25 protein-coding genes are annotated in these 25,926 nt (G+C 43.5%); 5 read left to right on the top strand and 20 right to left on the bottom strand.

The window, feature by feature from the left end; genetic code table 11:
* Positions 1-190 precede the first annotated feature (190 nt).
* On the top strand, positions 191-2,086 hold the full coding sequence (locus BB427_RS05680; RefSeq protein ID WP_069019236.1) for an alpha/beta hydrolase family protein: 1,896 nt from the start codon (positions 191-193) through the stop codon (positions 2,084-2,086).
* 96 nt (positions 2,087-2,182) lie between these two features.
* Positions 2,183-3,127 carry a hypothetical protein gene (locus BB427_RS05675; protein WP_069019235.1) on the top strand — a complete coding sequence of 315 codons (945 nt, stop codon included), beginning with the start codon at positions 2,183-2,185 and terminating at the stop codon, positions 3,125-3,127.
* Positions 3,128-3,189: 62 nt separating this feature from the next.
* On the opposite strand, the gene BB427_RS05670 is transcribed toward BB427_RS05675, so the two are convergent.
* Together BB427_RS05670 and BB427_RS05665 are read right to left on the bottom strand one after the other, a co-directional pair.
* Positions 3,190-4,896 carry an alkaline phosphatase D family protein gene (locus BB427_RS05670; RefSeq protein WP_069019234.1) on the bottom strand — a complete coding sequence of 569 codons (1,707 nt, stop codon included), beginning with the start codon at positions 4,894-4,896 and terminating at the stop codon, positions 3,190-3,192.
* 106 nt (positions 4,897-5,002) lie between these two features.
* Complete coding sequence (locus BB427_RS05665) at positions 5,003-5,926, bottom strand: sensor domain-containing diguanylate cyclase (RefSeq protein ID WP_069019233.1); 924 nt, start codon at positions 5,924-5,926, stop codon at positions 5,003-5,005.
* 203 nt (positions 5,927-6,129) lie between these two features.
* On the opposite strand from BB427_RS05665, the gene BB427_RS05660 reads away from it, so the two are divergent.
* The 3 genes from BB427_RS05660 to BB427_RS05650 all read left to right on the top strand — a co-directional run bounded on the left by BB427_RS05660 (position 6,130) and on the right by BB427_RS05650 (position 10,998).
* On the top strand, positions 6,130-7,305 hold the full coding sequence (locus BB427_RS05660) for an efflux RND transporter periplasmic adaptor subunit (RefSeq protein ID WP_039495201.1): 1,176 nt from the start codon (positions 6,130-6,132) through the stop codon (positions 7,303-7,305).
* Positions 7,306-7,307: 2 nt separating this feature from the next.
* On the top strand, positions 7,308-10,490 hold the full coding sequence (locus tag BB427_RS05655) for an efflux RND transporter permease subunit (protein WP_069019232.1): 3,183 nt from the start codon (positions 7,308-7,310) through the stop codon (positions 10,488-10,490).
* A gap of 139 nt (positions 10,491-10,629) precedes the next feature.
* Complete coding sequence (locus tag BB427_RS05650) at positions 10,630-10,998, top strand: MliC family protein (protein WP_069019231.1); 369 nt, start codon at positions 10,630-10,632, stop codon at positions 10,996-10,998.
* A 52-nt stretch (positions 10,999-11,050) separates the two neighbouring features.
* On the opposite strand, the gene BB427_RS05645 is transcribed toward BB427_RS05650, so the two are convergent.
* From BB427_RS05645 to BB427_RS05560, 18 genes are all read right to left on the bottom strand, one after another.
* Positions 11,051-11,479: a hypothetical protein gene (locus BB427_RS05645; RefSeq protein WP_039495205.1), complete on the bottom strand. Its 429-nt coding sequence runs from the start codon at positions 11,477-11,479 to the stop codon at positions 11,051-11,053.
* A 101-nt stretch (positions 11,480-11,580) separates the two neighbouring features.
* On the bottom strand, positions 11,581-12,492 hold the full coding sequence (gene secF, locus BB427_RS05640; RefSeq protein ID WP_069019230.1) for a protein translocase subunit SecF: 912 nt from the start codon (positions 12,490-12,492) through the stop codon (positions 11,581-11,583).
* Between the two features lies 1 nt (position 12,493).
* Positions 12,494-14,326, bottom strand: coding sequence for a protein translocase subunit SecD (gene secD, locus BB427_RS05635; RefSeq protein WP_069019229.1), 1,833 nt, complete (start codon positions 14,324-14,326; stop codon positions 12,494-12,496).
* A 118-nt stretch (positions 14,327-14,444) separates the two neighbouring features.
* Positions 14,445-14,921 (bottom strand): hypothetical protein, encoded by a 477-nt coding sequence (locus tag BB427_RS05630; RefSeq protein ID WP_069019228.1) that lies wholly within the window; start codon positions 14,919-14,921, stop codon positions 14,445-14,447.
* A 144-nt stretch (positions 14,922-15,065) separates the two neighbouring features.
* Entirely contained in the window at positions 15,066-15,341 is a 276-nt protein-coding gene (locus BB427_RS05625; protein WP_010377204.1) for an HU family DNA-binding protein, read from the bottom strand.
* 154 nt (positions 15,342-15,495) lie between these two features.
* Positions 15,496-16,020 (bottom strand): DUF2878 domain-containing protein, encoded by a 525-nt coding sequence (locus BB427_RS05620; protein ID WP_069019227.1) that lies wholly within the window; start codon positions 16,018-16,020, stop codon positions 15,496-15,498.
* A complete protein-coding gene (locus BB427_RS05615) occupies positions 15,992-17,254 on the bottom strand; it encodes an SAM-dependent methyltransferase (RefSeq protein WP_069019226.1) in 1,263 nt (420 codons plus the stop codon). The genes BB427_RS05620 and BB427_RS05615 overlap by 29 nt, the downstream gene beginning before the upstream one ends.
* A gap of 1 nt (position 17,255) precedes the next feature.
* Positions 17,256-17,987, bottom strand: coding sequence for a DUF1365 domain-containing protein (locus BB427_RS05610; protein ID WP_083229839.1), 732 nt, complete (start codon positions 17,985-17,987; stop codon positions 17,256-17,258).
* The gene (locus BB427_RS05605; RefSeq protein WP_069019225.1) at positions 17,984-19,237 is read right to left on the bottom strand and encodes an NAD(P)/FAD-dependent oxidoreductase; all 1,254 of its coding nucleotides are present in this window, start codon (positions 19,235-19,237) and stop codon (positions 17,984-17,986) included. The genes BB427_RS05610 and BB427_RS05605 overlap by 4 nt, the downstream gene beginning before the upstream one ends.
* A complete protein-coding gene (locus BB427_RS05600; protein ID WP_069019224.1) occupies positions 19,230-19,946 on the bottom strand; it encodes an SDR family NAD(P)-dependent oxidoreductase in 717 nt (238 codons plus the stop codon). Before BB427_RS05600 ends, BB427_RS05605 begins: the two co-directional genes overlap by 8 nt.
* Positions 19,943-20,368 carry a nuclear transport factor 2 family protein gene (locus BB427_RS05595; RefSeq protein WP_069019223.1) on the bottom strand — a complete coding sequence of 142 codons (426 nt, stop codon included), beginning with the start codon at positions 20,366-20,368 and terminating at the stop codon, positions 19,943-19,945. Before BB427_RS05595 ends, BB427_RS05600 begins: the two co-directional genes overlap by 4 nt.
* A gap of 6 nt (positions 20,369-20,374) precedes the next feature.
* On the bottom strand, positions 20,375-21,754 hold the full coding sequence (phrB, locus tag BB427_RS05590; protein ID WP_069019222.1) for a deoxyribodipyrimidine photo-lyase: 1,380 nt from the start codon (positions 21,752-21,754) through the stop codon (positions 20,375-20,377).
* Positions 21,755-21,756: 2 nt separating this feature from the next.
* Positions 21,757-22,716, bottom strand: a complete 960-nt coding sequence (locus tag BB427_RS05585) for a YbgA family protein (RefSeq protein ID WP_069019221.1) — start codon at positions 22,714-22,716, stop codon at positions 21,757-21,759.
* A 15-nt stretch (positions 22,717-22,731) separates the two neighbouring features.
* On the bottom strand, positions 22,732-23,382 hold the full coding sequence (locus BB427_RS05580; RefSeq protein ID WP_069019220.1) for a ChrR family anti-sigma-E factor: 651 nt from the start codon (positions 23,380-23,382) through the stop codon (positions 22,732-22,734).
* Positions 23,379-23,999: a sigma-70 family RNA polymerase sigma factor gene (locus BB427_RS05575; RefSeq protein ID WP_039495233.1), complete on the bottom strand. Its 621-nt coding sequence runs from the start codon at positions 23,997-23,999 to the stop codon at positions 23,379-23,381. Before BB427_RS05575 ends, BB427_RS05580 begins: the two co-directional genes overlap by 4 nt.
* Before the next feature lie 60 nt (positions 24,000-24,059).
* Positions 24,060-24,632 (bottom strand): LON peptidase substrate-binding domain-containing protein, encoded by a 573-nt coding sequence (locus tag BB427_RS05570; RefSeq protein WP_069019219.1) that lies wholly within the window; start codon positions 24,630-24,632, stop codon positions 24,060-24,062.
* 80 nt (positions 24,633-24,712) lie between these two features.
* The gene (locus BB427_RS05565) at positions 24,713-25,033 is read right to left on the bottom strand and encodes an MGMT family protein (RefSeq protein ID WP_039495238.1); all 321 of its coding nucleotides are present in this window, start codon (positions 25,031-25,033) and stop codon (positions 24,713-24,715) included.
* Positions 24,999-25,913 carry a LysR family transcriptional regulator gene (locus BB427_RS05560; protein ID WP_010605459.1) on the bottom strand — a complete coding sequence of 305 codons (915 nt, stop codon included), beginning with the start codon at positions 25,911-25,913 and terminating at the stop codon, positions 24,999-25,001. The genes BB427_RS05565 and BB427_RS05560 overlap by 35 nt, the downstream gene beginning before the upstream one ends.
* Positions 25,914-25,926: the final 13 nt, after the last annotated feature.

Below are 25,926 nucleotides of genomic sequence, written 5' to 3'. Positions count from 1 at the left end.
TGGTGTGTACGCAGCTTTCATTTCAAATTCGTTAAGGTGAGAGCAATGTAGCGAACTTTTGCTCTCACTTTTTTGAAATTATCGCTAATGATAGTGTATGACAAAGCATATAGGTTGGAGTTTAGCCTCAAAATAGGGAATAATGTCGCCAAATTAAATACACATAAAACATTCTACATCTTATCTAAAAATGAAAAATATAATTCTATTTGCTATTGCACTGTTATGCACTAGCTCTGCTAACGCTCAGTTACCTATTGAAAGTTACGCGCAACTCCCTAATATGAGTAAAGTTTCACTCTCACCTAGTGGTAAGGCAGTTGCGTATTTACAAAATTATGAAGGAAATCTCGTTCTTACTGTTCACGACCTAAAAACGCATAAAAAAAACTATATATTGCAAACTGATAATAAAACGATAGCACTTGGTTGGTACGATTGGGCCAGCGATGACATGCTCTTATTTGGTGCTAATTACACCAAAGTGCAGCGAGGCGTAAAGTACACAACATCTCGTTTATTTAAATTTGATTTAAAAAACCCTACGGATGAATTGATTCAAATCAATCGTGCTTATCGCAATGAAATTCCTGCCCAATTTCAAGACGATGTAATTAGCATACTGCCAGAACAACCAAACAAGATATTGGTACAAACTGACTTCGATATGGCAAACAAGCCGAGCGTTTATATCTTAGACATAGCTAAAGATAGACGCGAGAAAGTTGTTCGAGCAAGAAGAAAAATATCTAGCTGGATAGCCGATCAACAAGGCAATGTAAGAATGGGTTATGGGTTTGAAGGGATCACTGCCTATTATATGCTCTATGATAATGAGACGAAGGATTTAACCGATTTCTATACCTTTCAGGCTCGTGGTCCGGAAGCTATCCATATTCTTGGATTTGATAAAGACCCAAATATTATTTACCTCACCGCACTTCATAATGGTAAAAATGCGCTGTTTAAAGCAGACATTACTAAGCGCCCGCTTTTACCTCAGCTTATTTTCTCCGATCCAGACTATGATTTTGATGGCAGTATCATTTATTCACACGACGGTCGAGCCATAGGCTTCAGCCATTCCAACCTTGATAACTCGAGAGTCTATTGGGACGAAGACCGCAAACTCCTACAACGCTCACTCAAGGCGGCATTACCAAGCTACGACACCGTTGTAATAAGTATGAGCGCGGATAATAAAAAATACATTGCGTACGGCGATTCTGACCAAGACTCTGGTACGTACCTGATTGGTGACAGAGAAACCAGCTCTTTAGCGGGGTTAGGACGTTTATATCCAGATATTATTGGTGACAATTATTTGGGCAAACAAAGGGTATCGTTTAAAGCCCGTGACGGCCTTGAAATTGAGGGTTACTTAACCCTACCTAAAGCATTCGATGCGGCTGCTCCCACAATCATCTTTCCACACGGTGGACCATACTCTCGCGACTACGCTGGCTTTGATTATTGGTCTGAACTATTGGCAAGCCGAGGCTTTGTGGTTTTCCAACCTAACTTTAGAGGCTCTTTTGGTTATGGCTTTGACTTCTTTAATGAAGCAAATCAAGGTTGGGGAGGAAAGATGCAAGATGACTTACAAGATGCGGCAAACTGGTTGATTGCAGAAAAGTATGCACTCAAAAATAAAATTTGTATAGGTGGTGCAAGTTACGGCGGCTATGCTGCACTAATGGCTGTGGTAAAACATCCTGAAACGTTTCAATGTGCAGCAAGTTTTGCCGGTGTTACAGACTTAGAATCGATAGTCAGTCGTGCGCGCTTTTTCACAAACAAAGAGCTTGTTCGTGACCAATTTGGACAAGATACTGATAAACTTGAGGCACAATCTCCTGTTAACTACGCTAAGCAGATTAACCGCCCCGTGTTACTTATTCATGGTGATGACGATAAAGTCGTGCCTGTGAATCATAGTCGTGACATGGCAGATGAACTTGAAGATCATGACAAGAAGTTCAAATACATAGAGCTCGAGGATGGCAACCACCATCTGAGTTATCAAGCACATAGAGTGAAGACGCTTACTGAGTTTTTAGCTTTTTTCGAAAAACATCTTAAGTAGCAAAGCGCCGCAATTAGCGGCGTTTTTTATTGAGAGCGCGACTTCTTCTGTCACAGAGTTGGTGTATGATAGGGGCTAACATAAAGGAGAATTATTGTGCAGCTCGTTAAATTATTCGCCATGGCAGTGATGCCTATGCTCAGTGTATTTCAGGCCTCGGCTACGTCATTTTTAGTCTTTGGTGATATGCCTTATACGGAGATAGACAGAAGCATGCTGATGCCAAATGGTGCACTGCGTGAAAAGGTAAACGATATACAGCATGATTTTATGGTGCACGTAGGTGATATGAAATCCGGTGCTGAGCCCTGTACTGACCAACTGCTTAAAGATAATTATGCTCTGATCTCAAGTGTGAGTAGTCAACCATTTATATTCACGCCTGGAGACAATGATTGGACAGACTGCGACCGCGAAACTCTAAACCCTAGGTTTGATGAGTTAGAAAGATTGGATTTCATCCGTAAACACTTTGCGGTGCAAATACCTGACCTTCCAAAGTTTAAACGTCAGCAAACAGTACCTGAAAATCAATCTTGGATAGTGGATGATGTGCAGTTTTTAACTTTGCATGTACCTGGCACCAACAATGGTCGCAAACAAATCTTATTATCCGATAAAAAAGTAGTGCACGAAGAGTCCCATCGTCGTGATGTAGAGAATATTAAGTGGTTGGATAGCTTGCTGACGCCAAGCCACAAAGCTGCGGTGATATTTCTACAAGCTGACCTTTATCAAAAAGAGAAGCACTCAGGACGCTGTGATAAAAACTCAAAGGCTAAGTGCGATGGTTATCAGTTATATCGAGAGACACTTGCAGAATATGCCGCTCAACTCAGTTATCCGTTGCTGTTGATACATGGAGATACGGGAGAGTTTTGCTTTTCTGAACAGTCAAAGAATTTATGGCGTCTTAACGCCCCTGGAGACTTTCAATATTTAGATATTGCAAAGGTTAAAGTTAAAGGGAATAAAAAGAAGCCGTTCAGAGTAACACCGCTTCTTTCGCAAGATAAAATAGCTAAATGCAAAGGGCTGTAAAGCCCCTTTACACACTTTCTACTCAGCTGTACAAGAAGCGTAGCGCGAGTAGCTAGCCGTACTTACAGTAAAAGCTCGCGCTGTTTATTATGACTTTCAAACTGCTCTTGCTTAACTGTATTGACAAAATGCCACTCACTTTCCACCTTCTCTTTTGTGAAATTAAGCGTTAAATAACCACGCTGATGAATATTGGCATATTCAAGATCATCGACTAGTAATTGCAATACCTCTGCAAATTGTAGCGCCTGTTCATCGCCCAATTGCAAGTAATGCTCAAGCCCCGGAGAGCTGACAGAAGCTGTCGCATATTCTTGACCACAAACAGCTCCGCTTGCGTCGCAGAGCTTACCAGACCACGCGTTGTGTGTATCTCCAGCAACGACTACTAAATTTTTATTGGCCGCTTTTGCTGTTTGTAAAATCACTTCACGTTCAACCGGATAGCCATCCCATGCATCCAAATTATAAGGTGCGGTAAACGTGACTCGTGCTTTTTCTTGTTCTGACAACGTTGAATCACCAGCAAGCATTCTCCCCTTTATTTGAGCAAGCTCTGTTAATTGCGTCGACATTTGTGCAGAAGGGTTGGCAAGAGACATGAGCAGCTCGGCTGGGATCATCATTTTGGTCATCAATACTTGTTGCCCTAAGACTTGCCATTTCGCTGCAGATGTCTTTAAGTTATCTGTGAGCCAAGTCAATTGGTTTACGCCCAATAGCTGTTGCGAAGGCGCAGTGAGATCCGCCTGAAATCCGGCAAAATCTACTTGCCCTGTACTAGGGTCAATGTAATCTTGATAGTCGAGTGCTTTAGCGCGGCTCTCGTGACGAGTATCTAGCATATAAAGTGATAACAAGTCGCCAAATTCAAATTTACGATAGAGGCTCTCAAGTTGGTCCTTAACCATCGGACGCAGCGGCATCCATTCATAGTAGGCTTGCAGCGCAGCAAGTTTGCGGGCAGCGTACTCCCCTTCTCCTTCGTTATGGTTCTCAGCGCCATCCATGTATGAGTCATTACATACTTCATGGTCATCCCATACCGCAATAAATGGCGTACTGGCGTGGAGATCTTGCAGACCAAGGTCCGTACGATATTTTGCATAACGACGACGATAATCATTTAATGAAATAATCTCGTTCGCATTATCTGCATCCAGCCCTCGCCCCATGGCGTCGGCATTTTCAGTGGCATACCCACCCATACCATATTCGTATATGTAATCACCTAAATGCAACACCGCGTCTAAATCGCTGCGTTTTGCAGCCTCTGCGTAAACATGAAAGTAACCTGCCGGATAATTTGCACAAGACATGACGGCAAGTTTTACTTGAGTTACATCGTTAACGGGCAAGGTTTTGCATTTACCTATGGGTGAATGCGTTTCTTTAGTGACGAAGCGATAAAAGTAGCGGCTATTTGCAGTCAGGCCATTAAGATCTACTTTAACGGTGTAATCGTTTTTTGCTAATGCGGCGAGCTGGTGGCTTTGTAGTAAGACACCAAAATCTTCAGATTCTGATACTTGTAGAGTGACAGCCACACTGTTAGGTGTACCCTCAGGGGTGACTCGCGTCCATAATATCATGCTATCAGCTAAAGGATCGCCACTTGCGACACCATGGTTAAATGCGACAGCAAAATCGTTGCTTGCAACCGCTTTACTGTTACTACTGCCGCAACCTACTAACGAGACGCTAATTGTCGCTGCGCCAACGCCCATTAATGCACTTTTAATAAAATCTCGACGGGTAAAACTTGCCATTATTATTGTTCCTTAACTGCAAAATGCGCCATATTGGGCGCACTTATCTACTACTTGAAGGAACTAGCTTAGTTAAGCATTATTACAATTTAACGATTGGTCTTAATTAGTGCGGATTTGGAACAACTCGATTTCTGCCACTGCTTTTGGCCTCTAGTAACATCGTATCTGCACGACGAATAATGCTTTCAACGCCAGACTCACCTGCGCCAAATTCTGCAACCCCAAATGAACTGGTAATATCGACCTCTTCACCGACCGCAATTTGAAATGATGCCTGCTCTATCATAATGCGTGCCCGCTCGGCGACTAAGATTGCCCCCTCTAAGCCGGTATTAGGGAGTACCAGGGCAAATTCCTCTCCACCTAGCCGACCTATTAAATCCGTGTCTCGTAACATGTCAGAGAGTAGCGAGCTCACGTGAACCAGCACTATGTCTCCCGCTTCATGGCCAAATCGCTCGTTGATTGCACGGAAATTATCGAGGTCGGTCAGTATCACACTAAATGGTGTTCTGTAACGTTCATACAACCTAATTTGACTGTCAATTTTATCGCTTAGCTGCCTACGACTGGCGACGCCCGTTAATGGATCAGTTTTGGTAATAAAATCAAGCTCTTTACGTAAGTGATCGAGTTCGCTATGTATTGCTTTTGTTGTGGTAATGTTGTCTCCGTAGATAACAAAGGCATCATCTTGCAGCGAAAAACATCGTAATCTGAAGAACTCACCGCTTAAGGTATCAATTTCAATTTCTGGATAGTCTAATTCACAGCCGTTGCTTAAGCCTAAAAACCATTCCGTGAGTTCATCCCCGTCGATTCTGTCATCAAACGTATCGTCTGTTTGGGGGTCGAAAATATTACTCAGTGTGCGTCCTGTTATGTGAGACGAGGGTTGTCCAATTAGCTTCGCCATTGCTTTATTGCAAAATTCAAGAACCGACTTGTTGCTAACAATAGCAACTGCATCGTCACTTTTATTGAGCACGCCACTCAGTAGGGATTGTAAACGGTTAGCGTTAGACATAATTCAATTCCGTTAGGCTTTTTGTTATTTTAAATCAATCGGGAAGAATTATCTTAGATCTCGCGCAAATCACACGAAAAAGACATTTTGATTTCGTTATCTACATCAATTGATTCTAATTTGGCACCAATCATATTCCATTTAGCTTATGTTTAATGCAACAAATGAAACGTATAGTTACCTCCATACACAAAGGAGGAACTATGTTAAAACCAACGCAACTCGCAACGATTATTTCAGCTTTGCTACTGCTAAGTGCATGTGGCGAAGCTGAGCAGGCAAGCAGTCAAACTCCGCCTCTTCAACCAATTGATGTAGCAGCAACACCGCAAATTAGCATTGCTGATTGGCACACCTATACAACACGCCTTTCTTCTCCAAACGAAGTCGCACTTCGCGCTCGTGTCACGGGAGTGATCGGCTCGGTAAACTTCAAAGAGGGAGATACGGTGAACCAAGGCGATGTTCTATTTGAGCTGGACGATAGAACTTTCTTGGCTGAGGTTGCCAGCCTTGCCGCACAAGTGAAACGTGCCGAAGCGGCCCTTTCGCAAGCAAAAAGTGAGTCAGCGCGTGCGCTTCGTTTAAGCAAGCAAAAAGCGATTTCAACTGAAGAAGTCGATGCCCGTGTTTCGCTTACCGCACAGCGTGAAGCCGAACTAGATGCGCTTAGAGCTTCATTTAAAGCAGCTCAGTTAAACTTAGAGTTTAGCAAGATCACAGCACCAATCAGCGGCAAAATTTCATTTGCTGAGGTCACTCAAGGTAACACCATTAGAGCAAACGACACTTTGCTTACAACGATAGTCGCAACCGATAAGATGTATGCGTACTTTGATATCGACGAGCGCACTTGGAATAGCCAGTTTGCATCAGTGACGGAAGGTGAGCCGCTACCTGTGAAATTACAGCTATTGGGCCGTGAGTCACAGCCAGTCATGGGTGAGCTAGACTTTATTGACAACGCCATTGATGACCACTCCGGAACCCTAAAAGTACGCGCTTCTTTTGATAATCTCAGTGGACAATTACGACCTGGCTCGTTTGCGCGAGTGAGTCTTTCATCCGGCGAGCAAAACGATCGAGTATTAATTCCAGACCGCGCAGTGGGTACAGATCTTAAAAATCGTTTTGTTCTTGTCGTCAACGACGCTAATACACTTGAATATCGTCTAATCACACTCGGTAATCGCTATGGCGAATTTCGTGCTGTTGAGTCGGGTTTAGCAGCTGGAGAGCGTATCGCGGTGAATGGTCCAGCGCGTGTAGGCCCAGGTATGCCGATAAGCCCAAACTCCGTGACGCTTACCTTGCCAGATAACATTGCCACAGAAGTGGTTGCGATGACGCCAAGCGATTCTTCACAAGGATTAAACTAATAATGAAATTTTCCCATTTTTTCATTAAGCGCCCTATTTTTGCGGCGATGATGTCGCTTGTGATATTAATCGCAGGGGCCATTTCCCTTTTTCAGCTCCCCGTGAGTGAGTATCCAGAGGTGGTACCACCGACGGTTGTGGTATCTGCAACATACCCCGGTGCAAACCCAAAAGTCATTGCTGAAACCGTTGCAACGCCACTTGAGCAAGAGATCAATGGTGTTGAGAACATGCTGTATATGTTTTCTCAAGCAACCAGTGATGGTCGTTTAACGCTTACCGTGACTTTCGCACTTGGTACTGACTTGGACCGTGCCCAAGTTCAAGTACAAAACCGTGTAAATAGCGCTATTCCAAGGTTACCGCAAGAAGTACAACGTTTAGGGGTTGTGGCTGAGAAGGCGTCACCAGATCTCACTATGGTGGTGCATTTGGTATCGCCAAGTGGCTCGCATGATACAAGCTACCTCTCTAACTATGCCGATATTTATGTCAAAGATCAGATAGCGCGTTTGCCGGGAGTTGGTGATGTAAAACTATTCGGCGGCGGTAAATACGCGTTGCGGATATGGCTAAACCCCGAGCAATTGGCTGAAAGAAACTTAACCGCAAGTGATGTGGTCCGAGCAATCCAACAACAAAATCGCCAAGTGGCAGCTGGCTCTTTGGGTGCTCAACCCACAACCAATGAAAATCAATTCCAAATTCTGTTAAACGTTAAAGGCCGTTTGGCAGATACCAGTGAATTTGACAATATTATTGTTAGCGTATCAGGCGATGGTGCGATCACTAGACTCAAAGACATTGGCCGAGTTGAGCTTGGACAAGATAACTACGCGTTAAGAGCTTTGCTAGATGGTAACGAAGCGGTGGCAATGCCGATTTTCCAGCGTCCTGGTTCTAACGCGATAGAGCTGTCGGATCAGGTGCGTGAAACCATGAAAGAGTTATCGACACGTTTTCCTGAAGGGGTTGAATACGATATCGTTTACGATCCGACAATTTTTGTTCGCGGCTCAATCGATGCGGTAATTTCGACATTATTAGAAGCCATTGTACTTGTGGTATTAGTTGTTATCTTATTCTTGCAAACATGGCGCGCTTCGATTATTCCGCTGGTGGCCGTGCCTGTATCGTTAGTTGGTACTTTTGCTGCAATGCAGTGGCTTGGTGTTTCTATCAATACGTTGTCGTTGTTTGGTTTGGTACTGGCAATCGGTATCGTGGTTGATGATGCCATCGTCGTGGTTGAAAACGTTGAGCGTAATATTGAAAACGGCCTTGCGCCCTTCGAGGCGACTAAACAAGCGATGTCGGAGGTGACAGGCCCTATTATAGCGATTGCATTGGTGCTTTGTGCGGTGTTTATTCCAACTGCATTTATTACCGGCTTGTCAGGTCAGTTTTACAAACAGTTTGCCCTCACGATCACGATTTCGACGCTGATCTCGGCATTTAACTCATTAACATTATCACCAGCGCTCGCTGCACTACTGTTAAAGCCGCACGGTGCTAAACCAGACAAACTCACAGTGGTGTTAGATAAATTGTTTGGTCAGTGGCTATTCAAACCGTTTAATCGCTTTTTTGATAAGGCAGCTCACGGCTATGTTGGACTGGTAAAAAAGCTTATTAGACTGAGCACCATTGTGTTGGTGGTTTATTTAGGGTTAGTTTTTGCTACTACTAAGTTGTTTAGCACCATCCCTGGTGGCTTTATTCCACAACAGGACAAACAGTATCTTGTTGCGATTGCCCAACTGCCAGACGCTGCGAGTTTGGATAGAACTGAAGCCGTTGTACGTGAGATGGAACAAATTGCACTACAGACTCCAGGCGTTTTACATTCCGTGTCTTTCCCAGGGCTTTCAGTAAATGGTTTTACAAACAGTCCAAATAGCGGGATTGTATTTGTTGCCCTAGATAAATTTGAAAATCGTACGTCACCAGAGTTGTATGCGTCGTCAATCGCTGCGCTGCTTAATCAGAAGTTTGCCATCATAGATGAAGCGTTTGTCGCGGTTTTCCCACCGCCACCAATACAAGGGTTAGGCACCACAGGTGGTTTTAAACTGCAAATTGAAGATAGAGCAAACCTTGGCTTTGAGAAGCTATTCTCTGACTTACAAGCAGTGATAGCAAAAGCGCAGCAGCAACCGGAGCTAATGGGATTGTACTCAAGCTTTAGGATCCAGGTACCACAAATGGACATTGATATCGACCGTGAGCAAGCAATGGTACAAGGCGTACCGCTCGAGGAAGTGTTTAATGCATTACAGATCTATTTAGGTTCAATGTACGTCAATGACTTTAACTTATTTGGCCGCACTTATCAGGTCACCGCTCAGGCTGACGCTAATTTTCGGGCAGATCCTGCACAGATTCTGTCTTACAAAGTAAGAAACAACTACGGTCAAATGGTGCCACTTGGTGCGGTACTCAAAGTCACGCCGACAACGGGACCTGATCGTGTTATGCACTATAACGGGTATCCTACTGCCGAGTTAAATGGCAGCCCTGCGCCCGGATACTCTTCGGATCAAGCGCAAGTGGCAATTGAAGCAGTGCTAAACGAAACGCTTAGCGAAGGCATGGCATTTGAGTGGACTGAAGTCACCTATCAGCAGATCCTCGCGGGTAATGTGATGGTGTATATCTTCCCACTGGTTGTACTCTTGGTGTTTATGGTTTTGGCATCGCAATACGAAAGCCTAAAGCTACCATTTGCAATCATCCTCATTGTGCCAATGACCATACTGTCAGCATTGGTTGGGGTGTGGCTAACAGGCGGCGATAATAATATCTTTACCCAGATTGCTCTTATCGTTTTGGTTGCTTTAGCGTGCAAAAACGCAATCCTAATGGTGGAATTTGCAAAAGAAGAGTACGAGCAAGGCAAGACTAATTTAGAGTCAATTATTGAGGCATGTAAACTACGTTTACGTCCTATTTTGATGACATCAATTGCCTTTACCGCAGGGGTTGTACCTCTGGTACTTGCAACTGGTGCGGGTGCTGAAATGCGCGAAACCATGGGGATTGCAGTATTTTCAGGAATGATAGGGGTTACTTTATTTGGTCTATTGTTTACGCCTATTTTCTTTATGGCGATGACGAAGCGATTATACACGCCAAAAATACGTGAAGCGCAGAGTATCTCTAATGCTATTCCAGTAAAGGATTAATAACTTGTAATCATGTTTAAAGGCCCGTTGGGCCTTTTTTATGCTGCTTTTTATTGCCTTGTAACTACACTATTCACCTTAACTTCATCCGTTTACGCTAAATTATCAGATACCGTCTTTTTCTCGCCGGAGTCTGTTTATGAAATCTCAAATTGCCTTTGCTGTTTTAATTAGCGTTGTTCTCAGTGCATGTGGCGAGGACATCTCGAATCGTAAAATTGAGCTTAGTGAAACACTTAGCCGCTATCAATGTGATAATGATTCGGTGATAAAGGTTGACTACAACGACAGTGATAAGGCAACTGTCCATTTTAACGAACAAGTGGTTAGGATGAAGATTGCTCGTTCAGCCAGCGGTGCAAAATATCAAGGTGATGGGTTTGTGTGGTGGACAAAAAATGACGAAGGTATGTTGCTTAGACAGGAAGAAGATAAAAACAACCGCATCATCGCACGTTGCGAGATGCGGCCCAATGAAGCCTTAACAGTGAAGGCGCAATCAAACTGATTATAAATGCTCGTCCCAACAGGCAACGTCACTTATATAGAATTAGGATGTCTTATACCGACAACTTTTCAGGTGTAGCTAAAGTACTTTTTACAAACTCAATGGCAGCGCTTACATCAGCAAATAAAACTTGATCTAATGGCTCTGGCATGCCAATTTCTTTGCGCATTTTTTCAATCTGGCTTTTCGCAATTGCCGACTTCAACACATACGCAGCACTAACACAGCCTAACTGCAAACAGCGCTTTGCTGTATTTACCAGTAACTTATAGGCTTCTGGTGTCGCAGCTATGGCCTTTTCGGAATAACTCACGTAACCCCATGTCGAAGAATGGATCTCAGCTCGACATTGCTCTAATGCCCTAGAAAAATAATGGATCATAGACTCATTAATATTTCCTTCGAAACAGGCAAAGAGGATATTTTGCTCGGCCCAGAGGGTTACTTTCCCGCACCGAGTTTGATAACTATATTTTGACATTAATCCTTATCCGGCTCCTTTCGAAGTGCGGATTATACATCAGCACGACAAGGTTAAAAAAGAGCAATTGCTACTTTTTTAACCTAAATCGCATATTACGCTTATGGCTCAGCGAGTTGCTGTTTAGCTGCGTCAGATTCTTCTTTTAGGTAGTTGTTAAACGACAAGCCTAAAAACTGCGGTAAAGTTGCGCTAATTGCCAAGGAAGACAAAGTACCAATGAGAATGCCACAACACAACGCCATGGCGAAACTATTAAGTCCTGCGCCGCCTAACCACCATATCGCTAACACCGTTGTGAGCGTCGTTAATGAGGTGATAAGCGTGCGGCTCATTGAATCCTTTATCGCTTGGTCTATGGTATTGCCCACGGGACTGTTTTTCCACTGCTCTTCGAACAAAAGCTCTCTAACTCTGTCACCAATCACAATCGAATCGTTGAGTGAGTAACCAATAATCGCCAGCAGCGCTGCAAGCACGGTTAAGTCAAACTCTACTTGCGTTATTGCAAACAAACCTAGCGTCACAATCACATCATGAAAAAGCGCGATACTTGCGGAGACCGCTAAGCGCCACTCAAATCTAAACGCCAAGTAAATCAATACACTAAGTAATGCGAATATACCTGCAAGGCCACCTTGTTCGATTAACTCATTCCCCACCTGCGCACCAAGATAACTGGCGTCTAATACGCTTGCTTGCCATTGTGTTTCAAGTCCCTCTATCCACTGTTTGACGTGTGTTTCATCGGTTGACTGAGGGGGTTGGAAAACTCGCCAGCTACCATCGTTTAGTAGAGAGATTCGCGCATCTTGCACACCAAGCTCAGCAAGCTTGTTTTGCATTTCTGTTTGGCTCTTTTGCTTGGGTAAGTCGATAACCGTAACGTAACCGCCGGTAAAGTCTTGGCCTAATACAATGCCTTTTTGAGCGATGGCGATGAGACTTGCAAGGACAAGCAACAATCCAGAAATTAGCCCGACGAATCTCGCCTTTTGCGTTTTACTTGTCATTTTACTTTGCGCCTTTACGTGATTTTGAATAAAGAGATTCTGATAACATACCGGAGACGACCACACCGGCGAAAATACTGGTTACTATGCCCAGCGCCAAGGTGATCGCGAACCCTTTTACTGGTCCATAACCGATACCAAGTAGGATAAGAGCAGTTATCATCGTGGTTAAGTTAGCGTCGATAATACTCGACATGGCTTGTTGATAACCCTGCTTTAATGCAGTAACCATCCCAATGCCTTTACGCCTTAATTCGCGAACTCGCTCAAAAATAATAACATTGGTGTCGACCGCCATACCAATAGTCAAAACTAGGCCTGCAATCCCGGGTAAGGTAAGCACAACACCAGGAAGCAGCGACATTAATCCAATCAGGCAAACTAAGTTTACCAGTAATGAGGTAATGGCCACTGCGCCTAGCTTGCGATACCATACTGCCATAAACAGCAAAGTTAGGCTTAGCCCTAACGCCAAAGCTTTAAAGCCGCTTTCAATATTCTTTTCGCCTAATGAAGGACCAATGGTTTGCTCTTTCACAATGGTGATTGGTGCGTCAAGAGAACCCGCCCGCAACAATAATGCTAACTCCTGCGCGCGTTCCATTGACTGCATATTGGTAATACTGAATCGGGTATTTAATACTTGTTGAATAGTGGCTACTGAAATTACTTCCGTTTTGCGCTTAATCTCTCCTTTTGGATCCGCGTAATATTCGCTGAATACAGTAGCCATTGGCTTACCAACATTGTTTCTAGAAAAGCGGTTTATCTTTTCACCGCCTTGAGAAGATAAGAATAGTTGCACTAAAGGCTTTCCGTATTCATCTCTTCCTGCTGTTGCGGACTCTATTTCATCCCCGCCAAAAATGGCAACTGGGTCGACTGAAACCAAAGCGCCAGATTTATTCTTTAATTTTTGACCTCCCATTTCTTGTAATGCATGAAATGAAAGCTTTGCTGTGGCGCCGATAATACGCTTGGCTTGTTCTGGGTCTTGCACGCCAGGTAATTCGATTCGTATATAATTAGTGCCTTGACGTTGCGTAACGGCTTCTGTGATCCCAAGTTCCTCAATACGCGAACGTAAAGTAGACAGCGCTTGGGTCATTAACTGCTTATCGAACTCTGCTTTTTTCGCTTCGGCAAAACGGAAGTTCACTTTCGTTAAACTGCCTTGTCTATGAGTTGTACTGGTAAATTGTGGATAGAGTTCGCGCAGTGTCGCAGTAAGCGCAACGAGTTCATTTTGCCCTTGCGCTTTCGCTATGACCTCAACCTGCTCACCACTGATAACTTGAGGAATAGATAGGTTACGATAACGATTTTTGATCCGTAGGCTATTGGCTTCGTCTGCGAGTGACTGCAGTTTATTTTGCGCCGCTTGTTCTGTGTCAACCTTGAGTATGAGCAACACACCGCCGTCCAAGTCGAGTCCTAGCTTGATAGGTTTGAGTCCAGTGCTTTCTAACCACTGTGGCATCGTTGAAGCGCTAACAACCTTAACACTTAGCTTTGAGTGAGACTCAGCCATATAAGCACGCGCTTCGGCGGTTAGCGTGCGGTTTTCAAGTTCAACTAAATAGCCACCTTGATGAGACTCGATTTGCTTGACTTTGAATCCCTCTCCTTCTAGCTGAGATTTAAGCTCAGGCAGCGACAGAGACACAACCTCGTTACTACTTGTTTGAATTTGAATCAAATTCTTATTGGGATACACGTTTGGTAGTGCACAAAGGATCAACAAGAACACAATAAGCGCAGTAAAAAAGCGTTTTGCACGCGCGGTGGCTCCACGAGGGGTTGATGGCCTCGTTGGCGAATTTATATCTTTCATATTTTTCTCATTATCTATCTGAGCGATACCGATTTGCTAACGAATACTGGTCATACAGACGTTAGGGGACTGGTATCAAAAACTACTATTTGGGTGCTTTATTGGTAGTAGATAATGATTAAGAGGCGAAGTTGAGACTGCCTTTGAAGGTTAAGTTTGCCGGCTTACAGTTGTCGATAAAGCCATTGTTTGGCCGAGTATCACACATGTACCAAGGCACGGGCTTAGGTCTATTGATGTCATAGACTGAGGCCGGTATATATTTTTCTGCTGCAAGCTCAAATACAAGCGCATATTCGGCTTGTTGTTTAGGGTGTAGAAAATAACTAGGGTGGCTAGTACGCTCGCGTTCCGGTAATAAGCCCTTTTCGTGATGCGTGGTTTCACCACTGAGCTTTATTGGACTCGCAGGGCTTGGCTTACTGGGTAACTGATTGGCGTCAGCGAGGCCCTTTTGGGTGATGCTTTCGAAGCTCGTGCTGCGCGTATCAGAAGTATGGGATAAGTGAGTATCAGGCGTTCCTGTCGCGCACGCAGCAGCAACCCATAACAACATGAGTAATGACATAACGGCGAAAAGGTTAAAACGCTTCATGAAAACTGATTAAACAACTTATTAGATAAAAATACGAGATTGGGGCGATAGTAGCAAATTCAAGATAGCGCTATCAATTATAATGAATATGATAAGCATAAAAAAACCTCCAACTTGGGAGGTTTTTCTTGTCCAGCGAGTGGATTAAGGATTTACTTGGTCTTTTAGGCCTTTACCTGCTTTGAACGAAGGAATGTTCGCAGCTGGGATTTGGATTTCAGCGCCAGTTTGTGGGTTACGACCAGTACGCGCAGCGCGCTCTTTTACTGAGAATGTGCCAAAACCAACTAAAGCAACAGAACCGCCATCTTTTAGTGTGTTAGTTACTGCGCCAGTAAACGCTTCCAAAGCACGAGTTGCCGCTGCTTTTGAAATCTCTGCGTCTGCCGCCATCTTTTCAACTAGTTGAGCTTTATTCATTATTAGATTCCTATAACTTTATAATTTGCCTAAGCAAAACCTATGTTTATGCATTTTGCGTTTATGTGCAACCCCAAAATTGCGAAATTCGACGAAATATTTATTATTTTATTGCGTTTCGCCCCGGATCCTGTGGGTTTGTAATCAAACGCTATCAATTTGCTGGCAACTGCGCAAGCTTTGTACCCCATAAAATGCGATTAAAACTCACTATCAGGTAGAACCCCACACTCCACAGTGCGCCAAATGCTGGCCAAAAAATGTACCAAGGTGTTGAGATAGAAACTACATCAAAGTTAGCTGCACCAAGATAGCTAGGTGGCGCGCAGACCAAAAATACCACTAATAATATCGGCGCTTTGAGCGTTAATAGTTTGGAAAGTGCATTATTTATAGTCAGCACCAATGCTATCCACAAAACCCAAAGCCAAAGCGGAACTAATTCACTACCTTGGTAATTGATGAGCTGAGTTTTGACCGCAATCAATTCAATGCTCATTCCTATGGCGGAACCTACGAGTGCAAGCACCAAATTGAGGCGCTTATTTAGGTGTCCTGCGAGCATAACGAGACAGCCTAGCAACATCAACCAAAGCGCGTCTGCTTGGAAAAATAATGCAGCAAACCAAATACTTTGGAAGAGTAGCGCGTTAGTAATCCAATGTTTGAGTACAGACATTTGACTGGTATCTTGGTTTTCTGGCGACTAAATGCACGGCACTGGTTGCTCTTTGTTTAAACGCCCCTTCGCAGTAGCATAAATAAAATTGCCAAAGGCGATAAAAGCGCTCATCGAAACGTTTACTATCAAGTGAAGGCCATGCTTTTTCAAACCGAACACGCCAATCGTATAGCGTTCTGGCATAGTGCAGACCGATATCATGGAGCTCGTGGACAACCATATCGGTGGAATTTACGATTTGCTTGCTCATTTCACTCACGGAAGGAAGACAACCGCCAGGAAAAATGTACTGCTGAATGAAATCCGATTGTTTGAGGTAATGTTGATAACGCTGGCAGGCGATGGTAATGGCCTGAATCAGCATTGCGCCTGTCGGTTTTAGCAAGTCGTTGCATTTGGTAAAAAAGCCCGATAAATACGCGTGTCCAACCGCTTCAATCATTTCGATAGACACCAGCTTGTCGTACTGGCCGTCCAATTCGCGGTAATCTTGTTTTAGTAGTGTGATGTGCTGCTGCAGCCCTTCTTTTTCAATCAGTGCTTTTACGTACGCATGCTGCTCTTCTGAAATAGTTGTCGTGGTTATATGGCAGCCATAGTTTTTTGCAGCATAAACTGCAAATGCGCCCCACCCGGTACCAATCTCAACAACTTTGTCTGTTGCCTGAAGATCCAAGCGCTTACAGATTGCGGCTAACTTATGTTGCTGCGCCTCTTCAAGCGATGCCTCCTTTGAGGGATACACTGCGCTAGAGTACAGCATTTCTTCACTTAAAAATGATTCATAAAGGTCGTTCCCAAGGTCGTAGTGGGCGACAATGTTACGCTTTGAGCCTTGTTTTGAGTTTTTGTTTTTTAAATGTTTTACCTTATTCACAATGCCGGAGAAAAATGCAAACTTATTTTCAAAGGCATCCAGCTGAGCTTGGTTTAGGACGAAGATCTCAATCAGTTTGGTTAAATCCGAACAACTCCAGTGACCAAGAATGTAAGATTCGCCTGCTCCGACACTGCCACCAAGTGCAAATAGCTTATACATTTGCACTGAATGAACTTGAATATCAACGCTTAGGCTTGTTTCTGACTCACCAAAACAGTATTTTTGGTCGCCCTCGACAAGTACCACTTTTCCGGTTTCTAAGGTGTTCAACGCGCCAAAGACGAGCTTTTTATACACTCTATCGAATGTAGAAAGCGAAATTGATGAGGATATTGTCGTGGTATTTTCCATCTTATACTCTTCCGGGGTGCCCAACAAAAGGCACTTTTTTTAAAAATAGCTTCAACGCTTGCCAGTAGATACCTTTAGCTATGCTCCATGTCATTGCAGGAAACCGTTTAAGCAATTGATTAATATTTGCTTCATTGAGCTCCTGCTTTTTGAGCGTCATCGTGGCATCAAATAGCAATTCGTCACCTTTTCTGTTTTCAATATGGATTAGTGTATTGCTACCGGGTGGCTTCACTTTCCAGTGGTAGTGCATATCCAAATTCATAAAAGGTGATACGTGAAATTGCTTTTTAAAGTTCACTTCTTTATTTAATTCAACTAAATAAAAATGACGCTCATTCCAAGGCGTGTTACTGACTTCAGCGAGCATATGGCTAAAACCTGCCTCTTTCTCGCCTTCAAAAAAGTAGAAATTAACCGGGCTGAAGTAAAAGCCTAAACAGCGTATTTGCGCCATTAAATATACTTTTGTTTGTGAAGAAACGGCTTTGCCAAGCGCATTTGACTTAGCGCGTGCGCGCTCCACTAAGCTTTCGCCTTCAGTGAGGATATAGTCAGCTTGATTGAATTTAAGCAGTTTTAAGCCAGATGTACCAAACTTTGACGAAATACTATTGAGTGCGTCGAGCTCACTTAAATCTAGCCACATCATATACATGGGGTAAGAAAAAGCATGCTCGGCATGGGCGAATCGCCGATGCCGAACTTTACCCACCAGTATTGCACTGTTCAAAATGAGATACCCAATTGCTCGGCCACATCTACCGCACTTCTCACCCCATCTTCATGAAAACCGTTGAACCAGTACGCACCACAAAAATAACTATGGTGTTTACCATCAATATCGGCTTTACGTTTTTGAGCCGCAATGCTGGTGGTATTGAAAACGGGATGATGATAGACAAAGCGGCGGATCACTTTATCTTCAGCTATCCCTTCATCATGATTTAACGTGACACAGTATTGATGTTTGGCATCAAGCCCCTGCAGTATGTTCATTTGGTAGGTGACAACAGCGGCTTTGTCCGTCGCTTCGTTTAATAAATAGTTCCAACTGGCCCACGCCAGCGGACGTTTTGGCAATAAACGGGTGTCAGTGTGCAGCACCACTGAGTTTGCAGTATAAGGAATTGCGCCAAGTATCGCTTGTTCATCACTCGATGGGGTATTTAGTAATGCTAAAGCCTGATCGCTATGACATGCAAAGACGACTTTATCGAAGTACTCATTACTGCCATCTTTGAAGATGATGGTCACACCAGACTCATCACGAACCACTGTTTCGATGTCGGCATTAAGCACAATATGGTCTCTAAATTCTGCCACCAATGGTTGAATGTATTCCCTGGAACCACCAGGGATAACATACCATTGAGGGCGGTTTGTGATGTCCAAGAGCCCATGGTTGAAGAAGAACTGGACAAAGAATTTAGCTTCAAAATCGAGCATTTCTTTGATACTGATTGACCAGATAGCGGCGCCCATCGGTAAGATGTAGTGCAGCTTAAAAAACTCATTAAATTGGTGTTGCTGTAGCAGTTTGCCAAGCGTTTCAACACCTCGATAGTCGCCTTTTTCATACAATGACTTACAAAGACTGTTAAAGCGCACAATATCCTTTAGCAATCGCCAAAAGGTTGGTCTCAATAGGTTACGCTTTTGTGCAAATAACGTGCGGAGTGAATGGCCATTGTATTCAAGCTTAGATTGACTGTTGTGAACACTAAAGCTCATTTCAGTTTCTTGGCGACTAACACCAATTTCAGCCAGCAATTTTTCAAACTTTGGATAGGTTCTGTCGTTAAATACGATAAAGCCGGTATCAACCGCGAGCTTTTCACCTTGGTATTCAACATCAATAGTTGCCGTATGTCCGCCAATATAATCTTTTTTTTCAAAGACTTTCACGTCATGTTGACGACTTAACAGGTATGCTGCGGTCATACCTGAAATACCGCTTCCAATTATTGCAATCTTAGCCACGGGCTATCCTTTTTGCGAGAGGTAACCACAACGAAAACGGCAGTAACCTGAGAAGTTTTAAAAATAGAGTAAATCTTTTTGGGAAATGTATTTCCTTGCTGCGCTTTTCTATTCCTTTGCTAATGTAACCCACGGCCTCATCGACACTGACAATAAATGGCATCGGAAAGTCGTTTTTATCTGTCAACGGCGTTTCAACAAAGCCTGGGTGAACTAAGGTTACATCAATGTCTTTTAATGTTGCTGTCAGGGTGCGCGCTAAATAGCTGACAGCAGCTTTCGATGCGCCATACGCTTCGGCACGAGGTAAAGGTAAAAATGCACTGCTGGAACTTACGATACAAAGTTGCCCGCCTGTTTTCATTTTTGGCAGTAAAACGTCTAGGCAGTGGCCGATTGAGATGACGTTGATATGCATTACTCGCTCAAACAAATGGCCGTCAAATTGGTTGGGGTTATCGATATACTCACAACCACCTGCGTTGAGGATCACAAGATCCAAGCCGTCAATATCTTTGAAGTTATCTTCTATCTCTTCGCGGTTTGTTAAATCAAATGCTTTGCTCTTTGCACCTACGCTGCTTTCTAATTCGTCTAACACTTCTTGGTTGCGGCCACAAGCAGTTACTTTATGTGACTGCTTTGCATAAAATTCAGCAAGACCTTTACCTATCCCTGATGTTGCGCCAGTAATTAAGATGTTGCTCATGCCGTGATCCTTTTATCCAATAGCCGAATAACACCACCGAGTAGTGGGACTTGGCGATACAGCATTTGCGCACTGTCAAAGTAATCCCGATGTTGCGCCACTTTTTCGCCAATAAAACTCAAGCGACTATGGCCATCGACTTCTATGAGCTTACCGCCGTTTAGCTTGGGGTGTTGGTAGGACATAGTCCAGTAGATAAAGCTGACGTCATCAACTTGATAGGCGTTCGTAACAAGAAATTCGATTTCAGGGACATTTTCATATAACCCTTGAAAATAACTCGTTAGCGCATCAAGTCCTTGAATTTTATGTAAAGGATCTACGAAACTGATGTCCTCAGTGTAAATTGAAGCCAATTTACCGAGACAGTATTTGTCTATTTCATTATAAATTGCCACGAATCGCTGCGTTCTGTGATCCATACCTATTTAAACCTTAAATGCGTCAAGTGCTCTTGCCCTTGCTTCTTTATGATCAACCAGCGGCTCTACATAGTCATCCTTTCCGCCAAATGCCGCTAAATAGTCATGGGGAAAATGAATATGCTTTGCTGGAACATTTTTTAATTCAGGCACATATGTACGAATAAAGGAACCATCGGGATCAAACTTTTCGCTCTGCGTGATGGGATTAAAAATACGAAAATAAGGCTGGGCGTCACACCCCGTACTTGCAGCCCACTGCCAGCCACCATTATTACTGGCAAGGTCGCCATCTATTAACTTTGACATAAAATAGGCTTCGCCTTCACGCCAGTCGATGAGCAAGTGTTTGGTTAAAAAGCTAGCAACAATCATGCGTAGTCGATTGTGCATCCAGCCGGTTTTATTGAGCTGACGCATTGCCGCATCGACAATCGGGTAGCCAGTTTGGCCATTACACCAGAGCTCAAACGCTTGGCTGTCGTCACGCCATCTAACCGCGTTATATTTATCATTAAAATTAAAACCTTTACATAAACGCGGAAAAGCGACGATAAGATGGCGATAAAACTCACGCCAAATGAGTTCGTTCACCCAACAAAACTCTGGCTTACTTGGGTTTTCAAGCACTTCAGGGTAATGAAGTTGGATCTGTGCGATGAGCTGCTTGGGTGACACAATGCCTAATGCCAAGTATGGACTGAGCCCCGAAGTTCCTTTGATTGCAGGGAAATCACGGTCATCTTGGTAGTCTGCTAGTTTGTCCTTAATAAAACGATTTACAATCGTGACAATGGCATTATCATCCACTGGCCACTTTTCAGATTCATTGGTCATCTCGAAGAAAGTTGGCTTTTTGAAGTTTGCCTCATGTTGTTTGTCCAGTGGCCAGCTAGAGAAGTGAAATTGCTGCCCCACAAAACATTTTAACCATGCTTTTTTAAAGGGGGTAAACACCTTGAACATCTCACCGGAGCCCGTAAGCACTGAGCCCGGTTTGGCAACGAGATCGCCATCGAATAATTTTAACGAGATCACAGTTTCACACGCTTCATCGCGCGCCACTTCATTTACTTCATATTCTTTATTTGCATATAAGCAATCAATGCCTTTATCGTCACAAACAACTTGAAGCTGCGCCGGCAGCTCAGCGAATGTGCTCGCTTCAATGATATGTAGCCTAATGCCAAATTCACTAAGCTGACTGCCAAGCTCAAGTAATCTGCGCTCAAGTAGGTCGAGCTGAATACTGGCCACGTTGTGTGACTGCCACTGTGGCTTGCAATAAAAAAAGAGCGCATCGCGTGCGCCCTCATTCACGGCTTCAATCAAAGCCTCGTTGCCGTAAATCCTGAGATCACGGCGAAACCAAAAAGCTGTTTTCATTATTAAATTCCGAATCTTAAACGCAGTTCGTTGGGGTATGGGTCAAAGTACACTTGGCTTTGCAAATACGCTTTAGGATGCACGGTGAGATGATGCTTGAGCAAAGTCAACGGTACATATAAAGGTACAATACCTTTGCGATATTGATCTATTGCGCCGCCCATCTCTTGCTTCTCGATACTGGAAAGCTCGTTCTTAAAATATCCCTGTAGATGCGTTAACGTGTTTGCTTGATTTTTGCGATTGGCAGGCTTGCTCAGTGCTGACATCAAACCACTGATATATTTATGTTTCAGCGTCTCTCTATCAAATTGTTTGCCATCACCGAGTAGACGCCCTAGATCTTTATAGGCTTGGTAATTATGGCTCATCAACAGATACTTGTGCTTAGCGTGAAAATTCGTCAGCTCGTGTAGACCGATGTTTTCCGATTGAGTTAGTTCCTGCCAGCTTTTATAAACAAATACCCGCATTACGAAGTTTTCTCTGAGATGCATGTCATTCAATCTGCCATTTTCCTCGCAAGGTAAAAGCGGATTGTGTTTTATGATTTGCTCAGCAAAAATACCAATACCTTCAGATGTATTACCTGTTCCTGCTTCGTTATAAACCTTAACACGCTCCATTCCGCAGCTTGGGCTTTTGGCGCAAAACACAAAGCCGGAAAGGCTTTGTGTCTGTGAGGTTGCAACCTTTTCGCCAAACTCCTTAAGCTTTGGTGCGACATCTTCTTTACCGTCGGGGCGACTAACTTTGATAATGTCGCCTACACGGATCTGTCTGATGGTTGGTCTTGGAATTGGCATGCCTATCGCAACTTCCGGGCAAAAGCGCACATACTCAACATGTTCGGCGAATTCATCCATACAAAAGTTTGAACGCTTGTGGCCTGAATCAAATCGTACTTTGTCTCCAGCCAAACACGCGCTAATGCCAATTTTTATTGGTGATGAAAATTTCATTTCGCAACTATTCCTTTAATAAATCAACTTACCAATTGGGTTTAACAGCTTACTTAACCCTTTATTAAAGTGTAGTGCACTGCTTACCACGGTAAAGCACAGGCAGCCTTCTTTTGTGCGCGGAGAATGATTATGTTTGCCGTCTTGCCAAATAAAGTCGCCCGGTACGTATTCCCCAGCTTCATCTGCAAAATCGCCGTCAAGTAACAAGGTGATTTCAAAGCCCGTGTGGGTGTGCTCTGGAATTTCCCCTTCCGCACCAATTTGTAGAAGACTTGAGCGTAAGTCGCCATCTTCTATCAATAACCGAGATCGAGCGATTTTGCCTACACCTGAAAATTTGGTGCGATCGATATTCGCAATAGCCCTAGGTAATTGAACATCCCTACCCTGATAGTTAAATGTGGGTTGGATATACTCCTTAACTTCGTCTATTTCGTCATCCAGTGTTATCGCTTGCATCATCGCCTCAAAATCACAGCTTAGTGAAGATTCGCTGCCTCCTCCAAGCTGAACATTCGCTTCTTGCGCTTCAAGCTGTTGGGTCTTTTTCTGGCAACAAGGACATAGTTCGACATGTGCTGCAATTGCGACACTGATACTTGCAGGCAAATTACCTTCAACAAATTGGCTTAATAATGAATCATTAGGGTGATGCTTAATCATGCTTGATCTCCCATTTCTGCGCGAAGTTTTTGTAAAGCAAGTCGTAAACGTGACTTAACTGTCCCGACAGGTATATTAAGATGCTCTGCCAATTGTTCTTGAGACATTTCTTGAAAGTACACGCCTTTGACTATGTCTCGTTGTGCTGGCGGCAACTTATTGATGTATTTTTGAATTTGCGCCGTTTGCAAGTGATCTTGAAAACCGTCGTCGTCAGCCTGCGAGTCTTGAATTATCGGCCAGATGTCTTCACTGATGTGTTCTTCTTTATTACTCTTCATCTTACGCAGTGCATCGAACGACGCGTTACGCATTACGGTATAGATCCACGTTGTGGCTGCGCCTTTGTCATGATGATAAAGATGTGCTTTACGCCACACTGACGTCATCGTGTCTTGTACGAGCTCCATCGCTTGGGCGTCATTACCAAATTGTTTCACACCAAAGCGCCTGATTTTTGGCGCAAAGTACTCAAACAAGAACGCAAAAGCTTTGCGATCTCGTTTTTCTGCAACCTTAACTAAAGCGTCTGATAACGCTTGAGAGGGAGTTTCTTGCACTGCTTTGCGAGTTCCTGACTGAACGTTGCAATCGATAGATTGCTGTTGGCCTAACATAGCTCACCTTCCAATTTATAATTATAAGCTGTAATACGCTGTAAAACTTGGCATGGATCACTATTTTTCATCTAATACAGTATGTAAGAACTCTGCCACCTGTTCAAATGTTTGTGCTTGTTTTATTTTCAGTTTTTGGGTCATCGAGATAGGTAAGATTTCTAGCCAACGATAAGCAACCCAAAGAGGTTGAGTAAAATGCTTGTCGCGGTACAAATCATCAAGGATTGGATTGGCGATAAAAACACTCTGAAGCTTATCAACAAGGGTTTCGTCAACTAGACTCAATGCTTCCTCGCTACATTGCCATGGCGGTCCATCAATAATGTCACAATCGCCATAACGTAAAGATTGTGAGTCTACTTCCACATTACTGATCGCGACGCGCGATAGTGCCTCAACATCAATGAGCAGCTGACCATCATCATCTTGTGAAAAGTCGACGATTTTAACGTGCACGCCTTCTTTTGACACATTGTTCGGCGTATCCGCGAGGTATGGGCACAACACAAAACCTTGCTCTGTTTTCGCGGCCTCTTTTACCATATATAAATAGCGCTGCTCAAAGATCCGCAAGCGGGTGAACCCGCCTGGAAGCAAGAATATCGGCAATGGAAATAAAGCGAGTTTCATAATTCCCGTTCAAATATACAAAAACTAACGATAATTACGACTGCCCTATTTATCTGGATCAGTTGACGCTAAATTTATGACTATTCCCAAACACAGTGTTTAGCTATCACGTTACTATTTGAGAATGTGACGCCCTCAGCTTGCAAGCGCGATTTTTGCTCTTGAAATTTACTACTGTCTTGAGGAAATGAAATACGCCGTTGGCTATTTACTACTCTGTACCATGGTAACGTTGAACCTTGCGGTAGGTTTTTTAATAACTGGCCTACTTTTCTGGCATGTTTTGGGGAACCAGCTAATCTCGCTATTTGCCCATAAGACGCAACTTTTCCAAATGGGATACCACCAATTACGGTGAAGACTTTTTCAGCGAGTTCTTGCTGAGGATTGCTGCTTTTCATATTGAATATTTAACTCTTTTAATTTATCCCAAAAATATCTTGCTACTGGCCCATGGTGGGAAATATGCAAACGATACGCGTGGATCTCGGCTTCAAACTCATCCTTTCTATCAAACACCCTCACTTGTTGCAAAACACCAGACTCTAATTCTTCTCTACAAAGGTCAAGGCCGATTAGGGCATAGCCCATACCTTGCAATAAGTATCTTTTTATTGCCAGTGCGTCATCGAGTTTCATGACATTGTTACTGTTTCTGTATGCCAAGCGCTCACTGTCAAACTTGAATTTACTTTCTTTCATTGCAAGAGATGGGTATTGCGCAAGCTCCGAAAAACTAAGCTCTGGTGGCATATAGCCCGTTAATGAGACTAAGCCTAATTTTACGTGTCCAATCGGCATTGATTCTAAATCGCCAGTTGAATGAAAAAGATCAAACCAAGGGCCAATGCCAAGGTTTGCAATCCCCTGTGTGACTTGCTCAAGCGCAAAAAAACGTTTACCACTTGAGATGTTCATTTCAGTTGCGGGAAACTTAATGAAGGCATTACCTAATACTTGATCAATCTGGTTTTGATATACGATCGGTTCGTAACAGATGTTAAAGCTTGGTTCATTACCCGCCGCGAATTCAGTCGCGAGTAATGACAAATCTCTATGATGATTAAGCAATTTTTCGGCTTCAAAATAAAATCGACGACCTTGCTCTGTTAACACATTGCGATATTTCTCACGCTCAAAAAGGGCAAATCCCAAAGATTGTTCTAATCTTTTAATTGATTGAGAGACCGCAGGCTGCGTCTTATGAAGCTTATTTGCTGCTTCGGTAAGGCTAGGCGCTTCAACAACGGTGCAAAACGCTGCTAAGTCCGAAATCTTCATAAATAAATCTTAT

This window comes from Pseudoalteromonas sp. BMB (assembly GCF_001709235.1).
GTDB classification, from domain to species: Bacteria; Pseudomonadota; Gammaproteobacteria; order Enterobacterales; family Alteromonadaceae; genus Pseudoalteromonas; species Pseudoalteromonas maricaloris.
The sequence above is the reverse complement of the archived record's forward strand: the minus strand, read 5'-3'. Positions and strand labels throughout refer to the sequence as shown.